Annotated in this window: 20 protein-coding genes; 10 read left to right on the plus strand and 10 right to left on the minus strand. The window is 62.6% G+C overall.

Annotated features, from left to right (window positions below):
* Positions 1–55 precede the first annotated feature (55 nt).
* The 3 genes from MUG94_RS13235 to MUG94_RS13245 are packed head-to-tail and all read right to left on the minus strand — an operon-like array spanning position 56 to position 3,334.
* Entirely contained in the window at positions 56–913 is an 858-nt protein-coding gene (locus tag MUG94_RS13235; RefSeq protein ID WP_227906547.1) for a fumarylacetoacetate hydrolase family protein, read from the minus strand.
* Positions 910–1,863 carry a VOC family protein gene (locus MUG94_RS13240; RefSeq protein ID WP_227906548.1) on the minus strand — a complete coding sequence of 318 codons (954 nt, stop codon included), beginning with the start codon at positions 1,861–1,863 and terminating at the stop codon, positions 910–912. Before MUG94_RS13240 ends, MUG94_RS13235 begins: the two co-directional genes overlap by 4 nt.
* Before the next feature lie 34 nt (positions 1,864–1,897).
* Positions 1,898–3,334: an aldehyde dehydrogenase family protein gene (locus MUG94_RS13245; RefSeq protein WP_227906549.1), complete on the minus strand. Its 1,437-nt coding sequence runs from the start codon at positions 3,332–3,334 to the stop codon at positions 1,898–1,900.
* 159 nt (positions 3,335–3,493) lie between these two features.
* Here MUG94_RS13245 and MUG94_RS13250 point away from each other — a divergent pair, with 159 nt between their 5' ends.
* The 7 genes from MUG94_RS13250 (at position 3,494) to MUG94_RS13280 (ending at position 11,060) form a co-directional block, all read left to right on the plus strand.
* Positions 3,494–4,186, plus strand: coding sequence for a GntR family transcriptional regulator (locus MUG94_RS13250; RefSeq protein WP_227906552.1), 693 nt, complete (start codon positions 3,494–3,496; stop codon positions 4,184–4,186).
* A 118-nt stretch (positions 4,187–4,304) separates the two neighbouring features.
* Positions 4,305–5,408 carry an LLM class flavin-dependent oxidoreductase gene (locus tag MUG94_RS13255; RefSeq protein WP_227906554.1) on the plus strand — a complete coding sequence of 368 codons (1,104 nt, stop codon included), beginning with the start codon at positions 4,305–4,307 and terminating at the stop codon, positions 5,406–5,408.
* 24 nt (positions 5,409–5,432) lie between these two features.
* Entirely contained in the window at positions 5,433–6,341 is a 909-nt protein-coding gene (locus MUG94_RS13260) for an SDR family oxidoreductase (RefSeq protein WP_227906556.1), read from the plus strand.
* A complete protein-coding gene (locus MUG94_RS13265) occupies positions 6,338–7,588 on the plus strand; it encodes an acyl-CoA dehydrogenase family protein (protein WP_227906558.1) in 1,251 nt (416 codons plus the stop codon). Before MUG94_RS13260 ends, MUG94_RS13265 begins: the two co-directional genes overlap by 4 nt.
* Positions 7,588–8,418: a DUF8021 domain-containing protein gene (locus MUG94_RS13270; RefSeq protein WP_227906560.1), complete on the plus strand. Its 831-nt coding sequence runs from the start codon at positions 7,588–7,590 to the stop codon at positions 8,416–8,418. The genes MUG94_RS13265 and MUG94_RS13270 overlap by 1 nt, the downstream gene beginning before the upstream one ends.
* Positions 8,415–9,185 (plus strand): IclR family transcriptional regulator, encoded by a 771-nt coding sequence (locus MUG94_RS13275; RefSeq protein WP_227906562.1) that lies wholly within the window; start codon positions 8,415–8,417, stop codon positions 9,183–9,185. The genes MUG94_RS13270 and MUG94_RS13275 overlap by 4 nt, the downstream gene beginning before the upstream one ends.
* 330 nt (positions 9,186–9,515) lie before the next feature.
* On the plus strand, positions 9,516–11,060 hold the full coding sequence (locus tag MUG94_RS13280) for an FAD-binding oxidoreductase (RefSeq protein ID WP_227906564.1): 1,545 nt from the start codon (positions 9,516–9,518) through the stop codon (positions 11,058–11,060).
* Between the two features lie 411 nt (positions 11,061–11,471).
* Here the strand turns inward: MUG94_RS13280 and MUG94_RS13285 are convergent, their stop codons facing one another.
* Positions 11,472–11,933: a hypothetical protein gene (locus MUG94_RS13285; protein ID WP_227906577.1), complete on the minus strand. Its 462-nt coding sequence runs from the start codon at positions 11,931–11,933 to the stop codon at positions 11,472–11,474.
* Positions 11,934–12,313: 380 nt separating this feature from the next.
* On the opposite strand from MUG94_RS13285, the gene MUG94_RS13290 reads away from it, so the two are divergent.
* Positions 12,314–12,658 carry a hypothetical protein gene (locus MUG94_RS13290; RefSeq protein ID WP_227906578.1) on the plus strand — a complete coding sequence of 115 codons (345 nt, stop codon included), beginning with the start codon at positions 12,314–12,316 and terminating at the stop codon, positions 12,656–12,658.
* A 257-nt stretch (positions 12,659–12,915) separates the two neighbouring features.
* Here MUG94_RS13290 and MUG94_RS13295 read toward each other — a convergent pair whose 3' ends face one another.
* From MUG94_RS13295 to MUG94_RS13320, 6 genes are all read right to left on the minus strand, one after another.
* Positions 12,916–13,368, minus strand: a complete 453-nt coding sequence (locus tag MUG94_RS13295) for a hypothetical protein (RefSeq protein ID WP_227906580.1) — start codon at positions 13,366–13,368, stop codon at positions 12,916–12,918.
* Positions 13,369–13,590: 222 nt separating this feature from the next.
* On the minus strand, positions 13,591–14,112 hold the full coding sequence (locus MUG94_RS13300; RefSeq protein ID WP_247098817.1) for a hypothetical protein: 522 nt from the start codon (positions 14,110–14,112) through the stop codon (positions 13,591–13,593).
* A gap of 153 nt (positions 14,113–14,265) precedes the next feature.
* Positions 14,266–14,772 carry a hypothetical protein gene (locus MUG94_RS13305; protein WP_227906584.1) on the minus strand — a complete coding sequence of 169 codons (507 nt, stop codon included), beginning with the start codon at positions 14,770–14,772 and terminating at the stop codon, positions 14,266–14,268.
* A gap of 673 nt (positions 14,773–15,445) precedes the next feature.
* Entirely contained in the window at positions 15,446–16,531 is a 1,086-nt protein-coding gene (ychF, locus tag MUG94_RS13310; protein ID WP_227892240.1) for a redox-regulated ATPase YchF, read from the minus strand.
* A 22-nt stretch (positions 16,532–16,553) separates the two neighbouring features.
* Entirely contained in the window at positions 16,554–17,633 is a 1,080-nt protein-coding gene (locus MUG94_RS13315) for a 4-hydroxy-3-methylbut-2-enyl diphosphate reductase (protein ID WP_227892241.1), read from the minus strand.
* A gap of 104 nt (positions 17,634–17,737) precedes the next feature.
* Entirely contained in the window at positions 17,738–18,556 is an 819-nt protein-coding gene (locus MUG94_RS13320) for a hypothetical protein (protein ID WP_227906585.1), read from the minus strand.
* 65 nt (positions 18,557–18,621) lie between these two features.
* On the opposite strand from MUG94_RS13320, the gene xseA reads away from it, so the two are divergent.
* Together xseA and MUG94_RS13330 are read left to right on the plus strand one after the other, a co-directional pair.
* The gene (xseA, locus tag MUG94_RS13325; RefSeq protein WP_227892243.1) at positions 18,622–19,893 is read left to right on the plus strand and encodes an exodeoxyribonuclease VII large subunit; all 1,272 of its coding nucleotides are present in this window, start codon (positions 18,622–18,624) and stop codon (positions 19,891–19,893) included.
* Between the two features lie 47 nt (positions 19,894–19,940).
* Positions 19,941–20,180 (plus strand): exodeoxyribonuclease VII small subunit, encoded by a 240-nt coding sequence (locus tag MUG94_RS13330; RefSeq protein WP_227906586.1) that lies wholly within the window; start codon positions 19,941–19,943, stop codon positions 20,178–20,180.
* The last annotated feature ends 18 nt before the right edge of the window (positions 20,181–20,198 follow it).

Here is a 20,198-nt window from a genome sequence, read left to right on the forward strand (position 1 = left end):
TCGCTTCTCGCGACGTTGCGAGCAGCGTTGTTCCGGTAAGTTCAGTGGCGCTTCGTCACAGATGGAATTCGTGTTTCATTTCCTTCAGCCCTACCGTCTCCGCGATGACAGAGTTTTCAATGCGTCCGACGCCATCAATCTCGACGGCGATCCGGTCGCCAGGTTTGAGGAAGACCTGCGGATCACGGCGGTAACCTACTCCGCCGGGAGTCCCAGTTAGGACGACATCGCCGGGTTCCAAGACGGTGAATGCGGACAGCTCCGCGATTAGCCGAGGAACGTCAAAAACCAGCTGAGACAGTGTGGACTCCTGCACCACAACATCGTTCAGAGTGGTGCGAATCCCCGAGTCAGCCAACGCAACCTCATCTGGCGTGACAATCCAGGGGCCAAGTGGGGTTGAGTTGTCCCATGCCTTGCCCTGTAGCCATTGATGCGTCTTGTACTGGAAGTCGCGCATCGTAACGTCGTTGGCGACCGTGAATCCGAGGACATGATCGAAGGCATCTTCTTCGCTGATGCGACGACCAGCCTTGCCGATGACGACGGCGAGCTCACCTTCCCAATCGACTTGCTGCGACTCAACCGGCAGCTGGATTGGGTCGCTCGCCCCGATGAGGTTTGACGCAAATTTCGAGAACAACACGGGGTAGGTGGGGAGATCCCGCTTGGTCTCGGCGATGTGATCCCGATAGTTCAGGCCCACGCAGAAAATTCTGCGCGGATCCGGGCTCGATGGCAGGAGCGAGACGCTCGCAAGCGGCACCCGCTTCGTATCGTCGATTTCCGCTCTCCGAAGTGCGTCGGCACCGGAACGCACGGTGAGCAACGCGTCTGCGAACGGGGTGACTGTGTCGTTGTTGAGGACCCCGATCCGTGCGGTCCCTCCGTCGCGATACGAGATGAACTTCATCGGTTCGTCCCCGCCGGTAAGCCGCTGCTCTCGCTGGTCGTACGCCAGCTGGGCAACTGCCCGCCCCACAGGTTGACGCTCTCCGGAACCGGATGCCACTTGCGTGGAACATAATCCACCTTCTCGTCGTAGAACTTCTCCATCTCGGCGGACAGTTCGATGTGGTTGCCGGCCGGGTCGTCGAAGAACACGAACAGATTGTTTCCCGGACCATGGCGCCCGGGGCCCCACTGCACTCGGACGCCGATTTCGGTGAGCCGATCACACCAGGCCTTGAAGTCCTCCCATTCAGCGAGATCGTAGGAGTAATGATCGAGGATCCCGGCCCTTCCGACGTTTACGATCGCCAGGGTGTGGTGATCGCGGTCGCTGCGCAGCCAGCAGAACCGTCCATCAGCGAGCTGGTCGCTCAAGCGGAAACCGATGATGTTGGCGAAGAAGTCGACCATGCCCTGCACATCCGCAGTGCCGATGGTCGTGTGCTGAAACTTGATGGGCCGGCGCCCGGGATCGGCGACACCCTCCCCCTGGCGCCGGACTGGTGAGTGGAAGTGCACGGCCACGCCGTCAGGGTTGAGTACCGAAATCCCCTCGGCCGAGCCCGCCGGCGCGTCGATGAATCCCTGATCGAGCGAGGCGAAGGTGAGCCCGGCGTCGGTCAGGCGCTGCCGGATGCCGGCGATACCCCCGGCATCTCTGACTTCGAACCCGAAATGGTCAAGCCCCGGATCACCGGGTGTCAGGTCGAGGACGTGGTGTCCCGTGCCCCAGCCCAGCCGTACGCCTCCGCCCGGTAGCTCATCCTGGCGCACCAGGCTGAGCACCGTCGTGTAGAAATCTTCTGCCCCCGCAACATCGGGCACTCGAAAGCCGATGTGTGAGACGGAAGTTTCGCGCAGAATCCCGGCATTCCCGTTCTCCACGAGTTCGACGCGGTTCTCGGTGTTCATATAGCTGACCCCTTTGACGTTGCAGATGGCGCGCTCACGACGCGGAGCGATAGACGTGCTTGATTTCCTGAAACTCGGCTAGGCCACCTGGGCCGTTAAGCCGGCCAAGCCCACTTCGCTTGTAGCCTCCCTCTTCGAACTGGTCGAAGATCTGCGCCCACGCGTTGGTCCACACCGTGCCGGCCTCGACAGCCATCGATACCCGCAGCGAGCGGGCACCGTCGGTCGTCCACACGGATGCCGAGAGTCCGTATTGGGTGGCATTCGCCCGTGCAATCGCCTCTTCTTCGTCTTTAAAGGTCTCGAAGGTGGCGACGGGACCGAACAGCTCTTCCTGGATCAGCGGGGAGCTCAGATCCTGCACGCCGAGCAGCGCGGGTCGGTAGAAAGCGCCCGGCCCCTCGGTGGGACCGCCGCGGAGGATGACCTCGGCCGCGTTACTCAGCACGAGGTCATCGACGCGCCGCACCGAGGAGTGGTCTATCAAAGGGCCCATGTCAGTGGTGGGTTCGATGCCGGCGCCGATGCGAACGGCCGAGAGAGAGGCGGAAAGCCTGTCCCGCAGTTCGTCCGCGATCGAGGCGTGCGCGATCACTCGGCTGCCAGTCATGCAGAACTGGCCCGCGAACGTCGTAACCCCCGCAGTGAGCGTGGGCACGACGACGTCGAGGTCCGCGTCATCGAAGACAATCATCGGCGTCTTTCCGCCGAGCTCGAGCGATACCCGCTTGAGCAGGGGCGCGGCGTCGGCCATGATGCGTGCGCCGACGGCGGAGCTGCCGGTGTAGCTGACGACACCGACCTTGGGGCTGGAGACCAGCTCTTTGGCGCCCTCGTCCCCGGACTCGGTGAAGAAGTTCACGATGCCCGGCGGGAGCGATTCAACCTGAGCGAACAGGTCGGCGATCAGCGCGTTGGTTAACGCGGTCTGCGCGGGCATCTTGACGGCGACTGTACAGCCCGCCGCCAGCGCGGGAGCAATGGAACGAATGGCGAGAATCGCGGGAGAATTCCACGGCACGATCACTCCGGCCACCCCGACGGGTTCCCGGAGCAGCACCGATACTCCACCGGCAGTCTCGGCGGCCGCGCCGAGGTCAGTCAACGCGAGCCCGGCAAAGTATCGCAGCTTGGGCGCCGCGATGCTCAGCTCGAACTGTGCCTGGCCGAGCGGCTTGCCGTTTTCGAGGGTGATCGCCAGCGCAATCTTGTCAAGGTTCTTCTCCAGTGCCAGCGAGAGGTCCCACAGTGCGCGTGCCCGTGCCGCTCGGTCCGAACGCCAGGAGGTGCTCCGGTAAGCCTGGTCAGCGGCGGCAATCGACTCCACCGCCGCTTCGTGACCGCCATCGTGGTACTGGCCCAGTATTTGGTCGGTTGCGGGATTAAGGGACTCACGAATAGGACCGATGGAGCGCCAAACGCCACCGATGAGGTGGCAGCTGGGCGAGGAAGAGAAGGGGTGCGAGGACATCTTGCTTGACTCCTTGGTTACGGCGACGCTGCTCGTCTGCACAGCGAACCATATGAATAACGACTTATCAATAGAATTTCGAAATTAACGGTTGATTGCCGATACGATCGACCGAAGATGACATCGATACAATCGATGAATCGTGAAGAAGGAGCCCTCATGAACGACATCCCCCCTCCGGCTACCACACGCAGCGCCGTAATCTTCGACGCCCTTCGTGCGGACATTTTGGGCGGGTTTTTTGAGCCCGGCAGTCGCCTGCAGTTCACGAAACTTGTGGAGCGGTACCAGTGCTCGATCGGGTCACTGAGGGAAGCTCTCCAGCGGCTGAGTGAGGTAGGTCTGGCCGAGTCGATCGCCCAGCAGGGCTTCCGCGTCATCGCTGTTTCGAATGAGGACCTCCGGGACTTGGTTGAGGCACGAATGGAGATCGAGGTGACCGTGCTGCGTCATGCCATCCGCCACGGCGACATCTCATGGGAGGGTTCGTGCATTGCAGCCCTGCACATGCTGGATCGCACACCCCGGCATGTTGGCTCTTCCGACTTCCTGTCCGAGTCCTGGACGATTGCTCATGCGACCTTTCATCAGACGCTGCTGGAGGGGTGCCCGAACGGTCGACTTCTGGGTGTGGCAGCTCGGCTGCGCGACGTGGCCGAGCTATACCGGCACTGGACGACAACTCACGATGATGACCTCAACGGGGCTGCCAATGCGGAGCACCACGCGATTCTTGACGCTGCTCTGGCACGTGACGCCGAGCAGGCGGGCAATCTTCTACGCGCGCACATCGAACGGGCGCATGCCCCGTTGCGCCCACGTGCGGCACAGCTCGGCGGCGCAATCCAGTAACGACCACCCGGTGACAGTCGATTTCAAAAAGACATTGATTGTCACAATATGACAGTGTAGTGTCCTCACATGTGCCGCGAAAAGTGGTGCGATCAACGGCGATCACGAGGAGAAAAACATGCATGTAGGTTTCGCCACAGGCTTCCAGCACCAAAGCGGAAACGACGTTAATGACACCACCTTCCTGAAGGAAGATCTGGACATGGCGGTAGAGGCGGAAGACCTCGGCTTCCAGTCCATCTGGGTGACAGAGCACCACTTCACGAACTACTCGATCTCGCCATCGCCCTTCCAGTCACTTGCTTACCTCGCCGGCCGTACCCGCCACGTCAAACTCGGCACCCAGGTTGTAGTGCTCCCGTGGAACGACCCCGTGCGCGTCGCCGAGCAGGCGCTCTGGCTCGACAACGTCACCGAGGGTCGCCTCGTCCTGGGCTTCGGTCGCGGTCTGGGCAAGAACGAGTACGACGGCTTACGCGTCGACATCAACCAGACACGCGAGCTCTACCGCGAACACGCGGAGCTCATCATCGAGGCACTCGAGACGGGCGTCATCGAAGGCGGGGAGATTACAAAGCAGCCCCGCAGAGAATTGCGCCCCCGCCCCTACCGCAGCTTCGAAGGGCGGATTTTCGGATCTGCCGGCTCGCCGCAGTCCGTGCGGACGGTCGCCGAGCTGGGGATCGGGATCATGATCATCAACCCTGAGCCCCGCTCCAACCTCGGCGTCGACTTCGACACCTACCACAAGGTGTGGGACGCCACTCACGGAGAGAGCAAGAAGGCACCGGCACCGCTCCTGTCCGGCACGATCTTCGTCGACGAGAGCAGCGACCGCGCGAAGGAACTCTCACGGGAGTACCACCGGGTGAATTTCCGGGCTGCCGTCCGTAACTACGGCATGGACCAAGCTGACTTCGGTACCACCAAGGGCAACGAGTTTTACCAGGGCATGCGGATCTCGCCCGAGAAAATCGATGAGATGGCCGACAACATGGGCACAGTGATGCCCGCGGGCAATCCCACCGAGATTCTGGAGATTCTGGATCGCCTGAAGCAGGAATCCAACCTCCAGGGTTTCTTCCCCCACTTCCACTTCGGGGGCATGCCCCGCGAAGAGGCACGTCGCAACATGAATCTCTTCGCAGATAAGTGTCTCCCTGAGATCAAGAGCTGGCCTGCAGACAGCTCCTTGGACGAGCCCGCCCCTGTCGGCGCGTGACGGGACGGTTGAGGGAGAACATCGATGCGTGATCTAAAGGGCCGAGTCGCATTCGTCACCGGTGGCGGCAGCGGGATCGGGCTGGGCATTGTTGAGGGGCTCCTCGATCGCGGGGTGGCCGTGATGGTGGCCGACCTGCGCGAGGATCACCTCGCCGAGGCCAGCGAAAGGCTCGCCGGCAGGGGGAAAGTCTCCACGATCGCTGTCGACGTCGCCGACCGGGATGCCATGGCTGCGGCCGCCAAGCATACCCTTGAGGTCTACGGCCGCTGCGACATCCTTGTCAACAATGCGGGCGTTGGGATCAACCCCACGGTCGACGAGGTCGCCTACGCCGACTGGGACTGGGTGCTGGCGGTGAACCTCGGCGGTGTAATTAACGGGGTCATGTCGTTCCTTCCCGAGATGCTGCGTCGGGGGGAGGGGCATATTGTGACAACTTCGTCGATGGCGGGACTGCTCCCCACAGCGAATAACTTCATCTATGCGACGTCGAAGTACGCGGTGCGGGGCATGAGCGACTCATTGCGTCTGACACTCGCGCCGCGCGGGGTGGGCGTGTCCGTTCTCTACCCGGGGCTGACCCGCAGCCGGATCCTGGTCTCCGAAGAGAACCGGCACGAGCGCTTTCTGGTCGATCGTCCGACATCCGCGGCGGCGGGCGGGCCGGTGGTGCCGGGCGACGAGGCGGGCATGGATCCCCGTGATGTGGGCGAAGCGGTGGTCGAGGGCATCATTCTCAATAAGGGATACATCCTTTCCCACGCTGAATTTGGGGACGAATTGGCGGCACATTTCGCGTCGATCCTGGCTGAAAACCCTGCACCGCAAGAGATCGACCCGGGCCGGCTGTTCCTCGAGAATTCCCGGCGCGCTGAGACGGAAGCTGCGATGCGTGCGGTGCAGCGCATCACCGCGGGAGAGCTGCCATGACCGACCACGCTCCCGTTGCGCCTCCGATCAGCGGGAGCAGCACCTCGACGATCGCTCCCCCGGAGCCGAACCTGACGTCGGAAGAGCTGCTGCGACGGGCAGACGACCTACGACCGCTGCTTCGCGAGCAGCAGGCGCAGACTGAGGCCCGTGGCAACATCTCGGCCGAGACGAACGCCGTTCTCGTGAACTCGGGGTTCTACCGAGTGATCCAGCCCCGCACGTTCGGGGGGTATGGTTTCGACCTTCCCACCTATGTGCGACTGACGATGGCGATCTCCCGCGGCTGCCCCGAAACAGGATGGGTACTCTCGCTCGTACTGGGACATGTGCACCAACTGTCATCCTTCCCCCTGCATGCGCAGGTGGAGGCCTACGGTGAGCTCGGCGATTTCCGCGCACCGGAAGTCGCTGCCCCGCAGGGTCGCGGCGTTGCCGAACCCGGCGGCTACCGGGTGAGCGGGGCCTGGGATTACGCATCCGGCTGTGAACATGCGACTCATATCCTCCTCGCGTTCGTCGACAACGACACGGCACCCGGCGGATCACCCGTTCGAATGGGACTATTCGAACGATCCAACTACGAGATCGTGAAGAATTGGGATGTCATCGGCATGCAGGGCACGGGATCCAACCGCGTCGTGCTCGAAGACGTCTTTGTTCCCGCGCACCGCGTGAAGGTTTTCCCGCATAAACAAGTCCTTCCGTTGCCGGAGGCCTACAGTGACAGCCCGCTCTTCAGCGGCCCCGCTCGCCCGTTCATCATTATGGAGTCGGCTTCGGTCGTCGTCGGTGCCGCGGAGGGCGCAATGGATCTCTACGAAGAGAGCTTCCTCACCCGTAAGGCGAACACTCCAGCCGGTGCCGCGCGAGATCAACTCGCGGAGTACCAACTCAACTTCGGGCGCGCCCGAGCGCTGGTCGACACCGCCCGCGCGGCATTGCTGCAGACAGCGACCGACTACATGGCGGTTGCGCGAACGAGTCAGCAGACGGGAGATCCATGCCCGGAAGACGCAGCACGCCGACTCACATTGACCGTGTTGCAGACGGTCCATATGGCGCACGAAGCCGTCGACATTATCTTCCGCACGGTCGGCTCGTCAGCGTCACGGAGCGACTCGATGCTCGGACGGTACTGGCGCAACGTGGGGGTGCTCCGCGGCCACCTCGCTCATCAGTCCGACAGCGCCGCGATCAACTACGGCCGCACGCACTTTGGGCATGAACCAGTGGGGGTCGCCTGATGAACAAGAGCAGCCTATTGGCACTTCTCGATGATTATCTGGCAGCGGTAACCACCGGCAATACGAGCGGACTTCTGCTGGCGGACGACTTGCGCTGCACCGAGAACGGTGCGTTTGTCCCGACGCGCGGTGGGATCTGGCTCCAGGCACCTCGCTTCGAGGGGATCATTGCGTTCGCCGACGAGCTCACCGGACAGGCTGTTTGCATGGGTGTTGCCGTCGTGAGCGGCAGGGAACGACCGTTCGCCCAGCGAATCGCAGTGCGTGATGGTGTCATCACCGAGGCGGAATCAATCGTCGGATCGGACTCGAACGGACACTTTGCAGATGTCCAGCAGTTATTGCGACCGGACATCATCTATTCCGCAGTGGTGCCGCCGGAGCGGCGCGTCGATCGCGACGGGCTGCGTGACGCCGCAAACCGTTACTGGGAAGGCTTGGAGCAGAGTGACGGCCTCATCCCCCGATTCAACTATCGGTGCGACAAATACGATAACGGCGCAAAGACGACGAACACGCTGCGCACGCTGCTGTCGCCGGATGGAAAAGTGCACACCTGTGCGTCTGCACTCAATGACACTCGAGCTGCGCGGCCGCACGCACGCGAGCGTCGTTTCCCCGTTCTAGATGTGGAACTAGGTGTCGCTGCGAGTTTTGTCGTCGTAGATTTTCATCCGATCGCGGACCAGCCCCGCCCTGACGCCGGGGCAATGTATATGCTGGGTGTTTTCAAGGTGGTAGACGGCGAACTTCGGATTATCGATGAGATCCGCGAATTCCTCCCCCTTGGGACGGCTACGGGCTGGCAGCCCGAAGGAGTAAAAGCGTGATCGAGGATTTCCGAAGCAGGGCGCAGCATGGGTCCAGTTCCGACAGGATGATGTCGGTCATGGGTTTGTTCTCTCCCGAGCGTCCCGAATGGACGGTCGAGGAGGCTTGTGCCGTCCTAGGCCAATCGGAGAGTACGGTATACCGGCACTTTCGGACGCTGACCGCGGCGGGGTTGATTTTTAGCTACTGGCCCGGACGCTACCTACTGGGGCCAGGCATCGCCTACTACGATCGGCAGCTCAGGCTCTCGGATCCGTTGCTGAGGGTCGCAGGGCCCGCACTGTCGGAACTTGCGTCGCAGTTTGAGGGTCCAGGATCACTCTTCGTCAGCAGGCTCTTCCGCGACCATGTTATGACCATGCACGAGCATCGCCTGGGTGCGGGAGTCCCCGAGGGACTGTTCGCTCGTGGCCGGCTGGCACCGCTGTTTGGCGGAGCACCGGCGCTCGCAATCCTCTCCTTCTTAGAGGTCAGGGCTGTGCGAGTTATGTTTCAACGCTCGGGATGCGACGCCACCGAATGGTCAGAGATCAAACGTGTCATGCGTGCCATTCGCACGAATCGGTATGCGGTGGCAGTAGGAGATCCAGACCCGGGCATCACTCACCTATCAGTCCCGCTCCTGCAGGATGATGGCGGGGTTGTGGGAAGCCTCAGCCTCGCAACCCCGAGCGGGCCTAACGCGGCGACCGAGAAAGTTGCAGAGCTATTGTTGGCGTCCGCGAACGACATGGCGTCTCAGATCCGCGGAGACGCCATCCGCTAACCGGTGGTGCCAAGCGCCTCCGCAGCGGGATTCGTCGCGCTTGGGATTGGTCGGCCAGATCGACAAATGAAGGCCGCGAATACAAGCACCTGGTCGACCTCAGCCCACTCCCGCGGCTAACTCGCACTCGAACTGGTCACGCTGCACCGTTACAGCCTGCTGATTGGCCTCACCATCGCCTCAGCGATGATCGATCGGATCGCCCTCCACGTTTACAGTCGGCAGAAGTGGCCCCAATTTCGGATGGCTCTAAGACATGAATTCGCGTATGTTAGGAATCGAGGCCGCTTTGATGGGGCCCAGCCCCAGTGTTCACTACGAAGGAGTAGCATGACTGAGCGTCCGACCCTTGCCCCCGCCGTCCTCGACGAGCTCGTCGCCGTCCTTTCCGCGGATCGCGTCGTCAGCGACGATGCCGGCGTCGACGAGTTCAAGGACCCATACTGGATCCCCGGCGACGACACCTACGTCGGCTCCGCCGTCGTCTACCCGACGAGCGTCGAGGAGGTCCAGGCGGTGATGCGGACCGCGAACCGCCACGGCGTCCCAGTCTGGCCGCACGGTCAGGGCCGCGGCGGCTACGGCGGCCCATCACCGGTTGTTCGCGGCTCGATCCAGATCAGCCTACGGCAGATGAACCGGGTCCTCGAGATCAACGAGGAGCTCGCCTACGCCGTCGTCGAGCCGGGCGTGCGGTGGTCGGACCTCTACGATCAAATCGAGGCGGGCGGGCATTCGCTCCAGCTTTCCATCCCCGACCTTAGCTGGGGATCGGTGATCGGAAACTCGATGGATAACGGCATAACCTACATGCCACACGGGGCCGATTTCCAGCTTCTATGCGGCCTCGAGGTCGTCACGCCGACCGGGGAGCTTGTCCGCACTGGCATGGGAGCGATCCCGGATAACAAGGCGTGGCACCTCTATCGCCGCGGCCTCGGCCCTTCCTTCGGCGAGATGTTCGCGCAGAGCAACTTCGGGATCGTCGTGAGGGCTGGCGTCTGGCTGCAGCGCAAGCCCGAGGCATACGCCCCGCTCCTGCTCACGGTGGCGAACGACGAGGACCTCGAAATCCTCGTCGACACGCTCCGCGACCTGCTTCTCGAGGGCACGGTCACAGCGGTTCCGGGGGTCATGTCGACGCTCACCACGATCTCGACGATCTATGAAGCCCCCGTCCCGCCGGCGGACCTCCTCGACGAGGCGGGCGTCCGGGCGCTTGCCGAGCAGTACGGGGTCGGCGCCTGGGCGGTCCGCACCGCCCTCTGGGGTCGCAAATCCGTCGTCGACGCGAAGCTCGCCCGCATTCGGGAGGTCTGGGAGGCGATCCCCGGCGCGACGGTCGACAGCCATCGGATCTTCGCCCCGCACGAGTACGGCGAGATCGACCGAGAGTCCGATAAGGTGCAGGCCGGCATCCCGACGATGAAGCTCCTGGAGTCCGGCCAGTGGCCGGCCGACCTCGGCCACGCCGCCTTCGCCCCGATCGTCCCCCTCGTCGGCACTGAGGTCCGCTATGTAATGGACCAGATCAAGCTGCGCTTCCACGAGAACGGACTCAACTTTATCGGCGGCTTGTTCGCATTCAATCAGCGCACCGCCTGCGTCGTTGCCGGCTTGACCTACAACATCCACGACAAGGAGCAGGTCACGAAGGCGTATGCCGTCGCGAAGCAACTGGTCCAGGAGGTCGGCGAGCTCGGCTACGGCGAGTATCGGGCACACGTTGACTTCATGGATGAGGCGCAGGGCATCTTCAATTGGAACGACGGCGCGTATCGGCGGTTCGCGGAGACGATCAAGGACGCGGTCGACCCGAACGGCATCCTCTCCCCCGGCCGTCATGGCATCTGGCCGGCGAAGTACCGGGAATAGCAGCCTGGCCGTCGAACGGCGGCACGATTTGTCAGCCAGCGTTCCGTCGCGTCGCCCGCGAGACATTCTCGCGGGCGACGGCTGTGTCTCCGAAGACGCTGTCCCAACCAGCGAATGTCAGATTGCCGGTCAGGATCAGCGAGGCGGGTTAGTAGCGGGACGAGTCGAGTCGGAAGGCTCGGCCGGCACACAACAACGACCTGCCCCGTGCCTACCGAAGCAGGTGGAGCAGGTCGTTGTGCGAATCGCTCAAGCCGCCAGGGAGTCCTGAGGCAGCCTCGCTACATAGCGATTCAGGATCTAGACATTGAAGCGGAACTCCACCACGTTCCGTAACCGAGGAACCTGGTGGGCCGGCCGCATCCGACGACGACCTCAGGCTCGGCGGATGCCGACTCTCACCAAGCGGCATCACTGTCCGGGATGCCTAAATGGGTCGGGCCACCACCAGCGATGCCGTGACCTGCGCTTTTGTGTACGCTCTGCCGTGCGTCGGGCGGCGTTGTAATAGTCCTCGCGCGCCGCATCAAAGACCGCCTGAGGCAGGGTCAGCGGCGCACGGCTCAACTCTCGTCCTGCCAGAATCTCGCTGATGGCGCTCGGGATCATCCGCATCCCTTGTCTACCTTTGACGGACCGCCTGACCTGTTCCCCCTCCTCCGTGAGCAGCATTCCCCATGACGAGTCCAACTCTGCCAGGCCGGAACCAACCAGGATCGACATCGCCGTCTCCATCTGTTCCCGTGAAGGGACATTGACCTGCAGCATGTCCCACCCCGGCAGCAGCGTACGGAGCGTTGAGGGGCGCTTTCCACGATGCAGCAAGGTCATAAGCGTTGCTGCATCGAAGATATCCATTTCTCTGCGGTCCATGACGGTCAGGCTAGCGCAGCCTGTCCCCAAAGCCGGAAAGGCCTGGGATGCAATCAGCACCCCGGGCCTTCCTCAAGCAATCAACTGAAACCTACACGTTAAATCTAAACTCAACCACGTTCCGAACCAGAGCAACGTCATATTAGAAACAGGATGTAGGCCGGGTCGCCTGCTCGGGCCATTTTATAATGACGAACGAAAAGTAACGCTTCTTGGGGCGCCTGCCTAGGAATGTGAACCCGATAGACCCCCAGTCTGCACATAACGCCCAACAAGGATGGGATATAGCAGACGCGGTAGCTTGAGTTGCTACGCAGAGAAATGACGGTACTGGAAGTAGGCTAAGTCCCAAGCACGAAATTAAATTACTGGAGGAAGATATGACCGGAAAACCGGACTGCAAGCCTTGGTGTAAAGACCACCAAACCGAATTCGGAGAGAACGACTGCCAGACGAGCTTCATGATCTACGACGACGGAAGAGAAGAAGAAGTTCCTCCGGCTCCTGGATCTATGGAGGCTTTCATTCAGGACGGTATGCCATTGGAAGTCTCGCGGATCACTTTAACGGCATGGCAGAACGAAGAACACAAGGAGCCCTTTATGGACCTCGAGTTCTTCGAGGCGGGAGATGACCCGATGCAAAGTGCGATCATGCATGTGAAATTGGACGACATAAGGACTCTCCACTCTAGGCTCGCTTACATACTCAAAGACCTTTCATAGCTGGTGCATTCCCATGAAGGTCCTGGCACATTCTTCACGAGGATCACCTGCAGAGTGTCGCCCTGTACGCAACGAGAGGCCCGGGATGCTAAAGCATTCCGGGCCTCTCTTATGAATTAAACCTAAGCGGTTTTAGACATTAAATCTGAACTCCACCACATTCCGTAACCGAATAACCCCTGCTCCACACCAAATGAGAACTGTCCGACGGACGACCAGCGCTCAGCGCCGGGGCAGGCCGGGATTGCTTCGTGGAATTACTGCGGAGGCTCTTCCTGAAGGACCAGGCCTTCGTCTCCGGGGAGTACTTTGCCTTGATCCCGCTCGGCACTGTCCTCCTCATTCAAGGTCCAAGCGTCTCCCGGCGAGCAGGGAGCAGTAGCCCCGATACTGTACGACTCGTCCGATGCATCAGTATCGAATTCAGCCCTGAGGACGGGACCACCCTCGGCGAAGACAGTCGGGTGTGTTGTCGGATTTACCGTGCGTACGCTCATGCCCAGGGACTCCCAATACTCGGCGACGCGCTTGGCATCCCCAATATGGTCGGTTCCCTGGGGCGCCCAGCGGTCGTAGCTGTAACTGGCGGTGGCATCCTCCCGTCCATGGCTGCTTTCGGGGGTGCACTCCCGCGCCCCCGCTGACCCGTTGCGGGGCCACCACCCGGTGACGTCGAGCTGTTCGGCGGTATTGAAAACGAGTTCGACCACCCGGTCCCGTCCTTCCCTGGCACTGATTGTCGTACTGGGCTCCTTCTCGGCGCATGCGGTTATTGTCATTCCCATCATGAGCGCGGAAGCCGCTGCCGTGAGGATCCTTATATGTGGCTTAGCGGCGGACATTTCATTCCTTCGAGTAAGGGCTTTAGCGCACCAGACGGTCCCACCGGAACCTGCGGGCGGGGCGCCGGGCGAGGTAGTTGCTTCGTGGAGTTACTGCGGAGGCTCTTCCTGAAGGACGAGGCCTTCGTCTCCCGGGAGTACTTTGCCCTGATCCCTCTCGGCACTGTCCTCCTCATTCAAGGTCCAAGCGTCGCCCGGCGAGCAGGGGGCTGTAGCGCCAACACTGTAGGACTGGTCAGCTGCATGAGTATTGAATACTGCCCGGGCGACGGGGCCGCCCTCGGCGAAGACAGTCGGGTGCGTTGTTGGGTTTACCGTGCGTACGCTCATGCCAAGGGACTCCCAATACTCGGCGACGCGTTTGGCATCCCCAATATGGTCCGTTCCACGGGGTGCCCAGCGGTCATAGCTGTAACTGGCAGTGGCGTCGTCCCGTCCATGGCTGCTTTCGGGGGTGCACTCCTGCGCTGCCGCTGACCCGTTGCGGGGCCACCACCCAGTGATATCGAGCTGTTTGGTGGTATTGAAGACGAGTTCCACCACCCGGTCCCGTCCTTCCCTGGCACTGATTGCCGTAGTGGGCTCCTTCTCGGCGCACGCGGTTATTGTCATTCCCATCATGAGCGCGGAAGCCGCTGCCATGAGGATCCTTATATGAGTCTTAGCGGCGGACAATTCATTCCTTCGAGTAAGGGCTTTAGAAGACCAGCCGGTCCCACCGGAACCTGCGGGCGGGGCGCCGGGAGGGGTAATTGCATTGTGGGATTACTGCGGAGGCTCTTGAAGGACCAGGCCTTCGTCTCCCGGGAGTACTTTGCCCTGATCCCTCTCGGCACTGTCCTCCACATTCAACGTAAAGGCGTCGCCCGGCGAGCAGGGAGCAGTAGCCCCGATACTGTACGACTCGTCCGATGCATAGGTGTCGAATTCGGCCCTGAGGACGGGACCGCCCTCGGCGAAGACAGTCGGGTGCGTTGTCGGATTTACCGTGCGTACGCTCATGCCAAGGGACTCCCAATACTCGGCGACGCGTTTGGCATCCCCAATATGGTCAGTTCCACGGGGGGCCCAACGGTCATAGCTGTAACTGGCGGTGGCATCCTCCCGTCCATGGCTGCTTTCGGGGGTGCACTCCTGCGCTGCCGCTGACCCGTTGCGGGGCCACCACCCAGTGATATCGAGCTGTTCGGCGGTATTGAACACGAGTTCGACCACCCGGTCCCGCCCCTCGTGGGCACTGATTGTCTCCTCGGGGGTGTTTTTCTCCGACATTCTCGTGTTTGTCTCCTTCTCAGCGCACGCGGCTAGTGTCGTTCCCATCATGAGCACGGCAGCCGCGGCCGCGAAGATCTTTATACGCGTCTCAGAGACTGGCACCGTTCATTCCTTCTATTAAGGCCTTCTGCTGGTCAGTCGGCCCCAACGGAGCATACTCGGTGATCAACTCCATTTCCCCTTTAATTGCCCGGGCCGTATTTTTAGGGGTTCTGTTCCTTTGTCCAAGTATCCGGCTTGTTCACCGTTATCAGACACATGCGTGGAGTGGTCCGTGACGACCCGTCCGGCGTCACCGCCGGTATCAGTGCCGAAAGCGTGGGACCCGAACTCAGAGTCCATGGGGTTCACCTTGTGATCACGGCTGGTGTCCCGGCCGATCCAAGCCCACTGGTCCCCACTTTCGGTTTCCCAAGGCATCTTGTCTCGTGCGTGTCCGGAATATACCTGTCCGGCATTGAGATCGGCGGCGCTATCGACGTTCCGCGGCCGTTGCTTGCGGAGCGGCCAGAATACGAACGCCACTGATATTGGACCGGATGGACAAAAACGACCATCGAAGCCCTGAAACACGACCATCATGGCCTGAAGCTATTGACCCCGATTATAAGAAATGCCGCCCTCAGCGTTTCCGGTGAGGGCGGCATTCTCATTCTTTCAGGCGATAAACCTATACATTAAATCTAAACTCAACCACGTCGCCGTCGGCCATGACGTATTCCTTGCCTTCGATGCGGACCTTGCCGCGGGACTTGGCCTCGGCCATGGAACCGGCCTCCACCAGGTCATCGAAGGACACAACCTCGGCCTTGATGAAGCCGCGCTGGAAGTCGGTGTGGATGACGCCGGCAGCCTGGGGCGCGGTGTCACCCTTGCGGATGGTCCATGCACGGGTTTCCTTGGGACCGGCCGTCAGGTAGGTCTGCAGGCCCAGGGTGTGGAAGCCGACGCGGGCCAGCTTGTCCAGGCCGGACTCTTCCTGTCCGCTCATCTCCAGCATCTCGCGGGCTTCTTCTTCGTCCAGCTCCACCAGGTCGGCTTCGAGCTTGGCATCAAGGAAGATGGCGTCAGCGGGAGCCACCAAAGCGCGCAGTTCTTCCTGGCGCTCCGGGTTGCCCAGCACGGCGTCGTCAACGTTGAACACGTAGATGAACGGCTTGGCGGTGAGCAGGCTCAGCTCGCGCAGGTGCTCCATCTCCAGCTTGTCCTTCTCCACGGAGGAGAAGATGGTGTCGCCGCGCTCCAGCACGGTCTGAGCGGCCTGCATGGCAGCCAGCTGCGCGGGCTCGCGCTTCTTGATCTTGACTTCCTTCTCGACGCGCGGGATCGCCTTTTCCAGCGTCTGCAGGTCGGCCAGGATCAGTTCGGTGTTGATGGTCTCCATGTCCGAGCGCGGATCCACCTTGCCGTCCACGTGGATGACGTCGGGGTCATCGAACACGCGGATGACCTGGGCAATAGCCTCGGCTTCGCGGATGTTGGCGAGGAACTGGTTGCCCAGCCCTTCACCTTCCGACGCGCCCTTCACGATGCCGGCAATGTCCACAAAGGAGACGGTTGCCGGAAGGATGCGCGCGGAACCGTGAATCTCGGCCAGCTTGGCCAGACGCGGATCCGGAAGGGACACGACGCCGACATTCGGTTCGATGGTGGCGAACGGATAGTTCGCCGCCAGAACGTTGTTGCGGGTCAGCGCATTGAACAGGGTTGATTTGCCGACGTTGGGCAGGCCGACGATGCCAATAGTAAGAGCCACGTTGCAATCATACCGGTGCCCGTCAGGCTCCGGCGCGCCGCCCGCCCAGACCGCGCGAGGTATCCCCCATGGCCTTGAGGGTGGCGCGGATCTCCTTGGGCAGGGAGAAGATGATGTCCTCCTGCGCCGTGACCACTTCCTCGACGTCGCCGTAGCCGTACTCAGCCAGCAGGTGCAGGACGTCCTGAACCAGGTTTTCCGGCACGGAGGCACCGGACGTCACGCCTACGGTGGCAACGCCCTCAAACCAGCTCTCGTCAATCTCATTGGCGAAGTCCACCCGGTGGGAAGCCTTGGCACCGTATTCCAACGCAACTTCCACCAGCCGCACGGAGTTCGAGGAGTTCGCGGAACCCACCACCAGCACCAGGTCCGCCTCGGGAGCGATCTTCTTGATAGCTGCCTGCCGGTTGGAGGTGGCATAGCAAATATCGTCGCTGGGCGGATCCTGCAAAGTGGGGAACCTCTCGCGCAGCAGGTTAACCGTATGCATGGCTTCATCCACGCTCAGCGTGGTCTGGGACAGCCAAATGACCTTGTCCGGATCACGGACCACAACCTTGTCCACGTCTTCGGGACCGTTGACGATCTGCGTGTGCTCGGGTGCCTCGCCATAGGTGCCTTCGACCTCTTCGTGGCCGGCGTGTCCGATCAGCAGAATGTCAAAGTCGTCGCGGGCAAAACGCACCGCTTCCTTGTGAACCTTGGTCACCAGCGGGCAGGTGGCGTCGATGGTCTGCAGGTTCCGGTCCTTCGCGGACTGCACGACGGCGGGAGAGACGCCGTGGGCGGAAAAGATCAGCCGTGCACCCTCCGGAACCTCGTCGGTTTCATCGACGAAGATGGCGCCCTTTTCCTCGAGCGTCTGGACGACGTGCAGGTTGTGGACGATCTGTTTGCGGACATACACGGGCGGCCCGTAGGCCTCCAGCGCCTTTTCCACGGCAATGACTGCGCGGTCGACGCCGGCGCAATAGCCCCGGGGTGCTGCGAGCAGGACGCGGCGCGCGCCGGAGACAGGTGCGGCGGCGGCTACCTCCTGCGGGCTGCGGCGCCTGCGCGGCACGGTGGGCATAGGCACGGAAACGGCAGTGCTGGTCATGCCTCCATGCTATCGGGTGGCCGGGCACCGAACTCGCGCGACGGCCTTGCGTCCGCTGTCGGCGCACTGCTCCGGGACCACCGAACGCGGAGGCCTCACCGGGCTCAGCGGCGCGCGCGCCGCCCGCCCACTGCCCGGATGAGCAGGCCCAGCACCAGGATCACCGCGGCACCAAGCAGAAACGGAATCATCCAGGCCTGCAGGCTGGGTCCGGCCTCGGCGGCAAAGGCTGCGGCGAAGGTCTCAGCCAGGGCGCTGTAGTACGCCGGACGCGCGGCGAACGAGGGAAGGGAGCCCGCAGCAAACCACAGCGCGCCCCCGCCCAGCAGCGCACCGGCGCCCATCCAAGCCAGTGCCGCTCCCCTGCTCCGGGCCACCAGCAGTGCCAGCACCGCTGCTATCCCGGCTCCCAGGGCGAGAAACGGCCAGGCATTGGCGGCTTTGACGGCGAGTTCGATTTCGGAGCGCTGGTCCGCGCCGCCCAGCTCCAGAAGTGATTGCTCCGGTGCCTGCACGTCCGTCCCGGCGGCGCTGCCCAGCTCGTTCGTCACCAGGCCCACCACCGGCGCGAGATCCAGTGTGACTCCGCCGTCGCCGTCGAACGTTTGGGCGTGCGAGCGCTGCAGCGTTTCATCCCACGCCTGCGGATAGCCTGGCAGCGACTGTACTCCCTGCACCGCGCTGGTGATCAGCGGCTGCACAAAGGAAGCGACGGCGTCGGGCAGCTGGACGCTGTTCGTCACCTGGGCTCCCAGCTCCTCGGCGAGGTCCTGCTGGAACGCCTCATTGGTGCCCAGCGGCTGCCCCAGGGACACAAAGCCGTCTTCCGACACCACGTTGACGGCCAGCCACGCCGAGCACAGTGCGGCAACTGCCAGCAGGACGGCGGCAAAACCCAAGATGGCCGAGCCGAATGTTCGCATCGGGTGTTTCCTCACTCTGGTTACGGAACCCCGCGTTGGGGGCGGCACCTGATAGACATTAACTTATGCAAGACCCCATAGAGAGCACCGGCACCGACGAGCCCGCCGTTCCGACGAGCCTGCCGAAGACCGCTGCGGAAACCAGTCCAGAGAACCCGTGGCCGCTGCAGCTGCTGTCGCGGAACCTCAAGAGCTACATCGACCGCGCCCCCGCCACCTGGGTGGAGGGGCAGATTATCGAGCTGAACAAGCGGGCCAACGCCTCCTACATCACGCTGCGCGACGTCGACGCGGAGATCTCGCTGTCCCTGACGGTGTGGAGCACGGTGATGAACCGGCTGGAGCTGCCGCTGGAACGCGGCGCCCGCGTGGTGGCCCAGGTCAAACCCGATTTCTGGGTCAAGACCGGGCGGCTCTCCATGCAGACCCGGGACATCCGTCCGGTGGGCATCGGCGATCTCCTGGCCCGGATTGAACGGCTGCGCCAGTCCCTTGCAGCGGAAGGCCTGTTCAGGGATGACCGGAAGCTGCCGCTGCCGCTGCTGCCGGGGAGGATCGGACTCATCACCGGACGCAATTCCGATGCCATGAAGGACGTTATCCGCAACGCGTCGCTGCGCTGGCCGGCCGTGGTCTTTGAAGTGCGTGAAGTGGCGGTGCAGGGCGTCAACGCCGTGGCAGAGGTAACCCGGGCACTGGCCCAGCTCGACGCCATGCCGGAAGTTGACGTGATCGTGATTGCCCGCGGCGGCGGTTCCCTGGAGGATCTGCTCCCGTTCAGCCACGAGGACCTGGTCCGGGCCGTGTCCGCCGCGCAGACACCGGTGGTCAGCGCCATCGGCCACGAAGCGGACCGCCCGCTGCTCGACGAGGTGGCGGACCTGAGGGCCTCCACCCCCACCGATGCCGCCAAACGGATTGTTCCCGACGTCGGTGAGGAGCTGCAGCGCATTGGTGCGGCCCGGGCACAGCTGCGGCGCATCGTGGAGCTGACCGTCGGCCGGGAAACGGAACGGCTGAACCACATCAGGTCCCGTCCCGTGATGTCCGCTCCGGAAACCATGGTGGATGTGCGCCAGCAGGACGTGTCCCGGCTGCGCGAGCGTGCCCTGTCCTGCATCACCTCCGAAGTGCGGCGGGACACCGACCGGATCGCGTACCTGCGGGCGCAGGTCCGCGCCCTCTCACCGCAGAACACGCTGGACCGCGGCTACGCCGTCGTGCAGTTGGCCGACGGCTCGGTGGTCCGGGACGCAGCGGCAGTTCCCGACGCCGCGCGCCTGCGCATCCGGGTGGCCGCCGGCGAGCTGGCGGCCACCGCCGCCGTCCCGGAATGATCCAGCTTCCTCAGAACCAGTTGCTCCAACCGAAAGAAGACCCAGAGATGAACCCCGCAGCAAACGAAGCATCAACCATTCCGGCAGAGATTGAAGCCATGAGCTACGAACAAGCTCGCGACGAACTGGTGTCAGTGGTCAGCCGGCTCGAGACCGGTGGCGCCTCGCTGGAGGAATCGCTCGCCCTCTGGGAGCGCGGCGAGCAGCTTGCCACCCGGTGTGAGTCCTGGCTCGAAGGTGCCCGCCGCCGCCTCGATGCAGCGCGCGAATCGGCCGCAGGCGAATAGTTCCCGGGCCGCAGCGAA

Source organism: Arthrobacter gengyunqii, assembly GCF_023022985.1.
GTDB classification, from domain to species: Bacteria; Actinomycetota; Actinomycetes; order Actinomycetales; family Micrococcaceae; genus Arthrobacter_B; species Arthrobacter_B gengyunqii.

Coding starts and splice junctions, on each gene's coding strand:
- MUG94_RS13235 (WP_227906547.1), bottom strand. CDS start 913: ATGAAGTTCATCTCGTATCGCGACGGAGGGACCGCACGGATCGGGGTC.
- MUG94_RS13240 (WP_227906548.1), bottom strand. CDS start 1,863: ATGAACACCGAGAACCGCGTCGAACTCGTGGAGAACGGGAATGCCGGG.
- MUG94_RS13245 (WP_227906549.1), bottom strand. CDS start 3,334: ATGTCCTCGCACCCCTTCTCTTCCTCGCCCAGCTGCCACCTCATCGGT.
- MUG94_RS13250 (WP_227906552.1), top strand. CDS start 3,494: ATGAACGACATCCCCCCTCCGGCTACCACACGCAGCGCCGTAATCTTC.
- MUG94_RS13255 (WP_227906554.1), top strand. CDS start 4,305: ATGCATGTAGGTTTCGCCACAGGCTTCCAGCACCAAAGCGGAAACGAC.
- MUG94_RS13260 (WP_227906556.1), top strand. CDS start 5,433: ATGCGTGATCTAAAGGGCCGAGTCGCATTCGTCACCGGTGGCGGCAGC.
- MUG94_RS13265 (WP_227906558.1), top strand. CDS start 6,338: ATGACCGACCACGCTCCCGTTGCGCCTCCGATCAGCGGGAGCAGCACC.
- MUG94_RS13270 (WP_227906560.1), top strand. CDS start 7,588: ATGAACAAGAGCAGCCTATTGGCACTTCTCGATGATTATCTGGCAGCG.
- MUG94_RS13280 (WP_227906564.1), top strand. CDS start 9,516: ATGACTGAGCGTCCGACCCTTGCCCCCGCCGTCCTCGACGAGCTCGTC.
- MUG94_RS13285 (WP_227906577.1), bottom strand. CDS start 11,933: ATGGACCGCAGAGAAATGGATATCTTCGATGCAGCAACGCTTATGACC.
- MUG94_RS13290 (WP_227906578.1), top strand. CDS start 12,314: ATGACCGGAAAACCGGACTGCAAGCCTTGGTGTAAAGACCACCAAACC.
- MUG94_RS13300 (WP_247098817.1), bottom strand. CDS start 14,112: ATGACAATAACCGCGTGCGCCGAGAAGGAGCCCACTACGGCAATCAGT.
- MUG94_RS13305 (WP_227906584.1), bottom strand. CDS start 14,772: ATGTCGGAGAAAAACACCCCCGAGGAGACAATCAGTGCCCACGAGGGG.
- MUG94_RS13315 (WP_227892241.1), bottom strand. CDS start 17,633: ATGACCAGCACTGCCGTTTCCGTGCCTATGCCCACCGTGCCGCGCAGG.
- MUG94_RS13320 (WP_227906585.1), bottom strand. CDS start 18,556: ATGCGAACATTCGGCTCGGCCATCTTGGGTTTTGCCGCCGTCCTGCTG.
- xseA (WP_227892243.1), top strand. CDS start 18,622: ATGCAAGACCCCATAGAGAGCACCGGCACCGACGAGCCCGCCGTTCCG.
- MUG94_RS13330 (WP_227906586.1), top strand. CDS start 19,941: ATGAACCCCGCAGCAAACGAAGCATCAACCATTCCGGCAGAGATTGAA.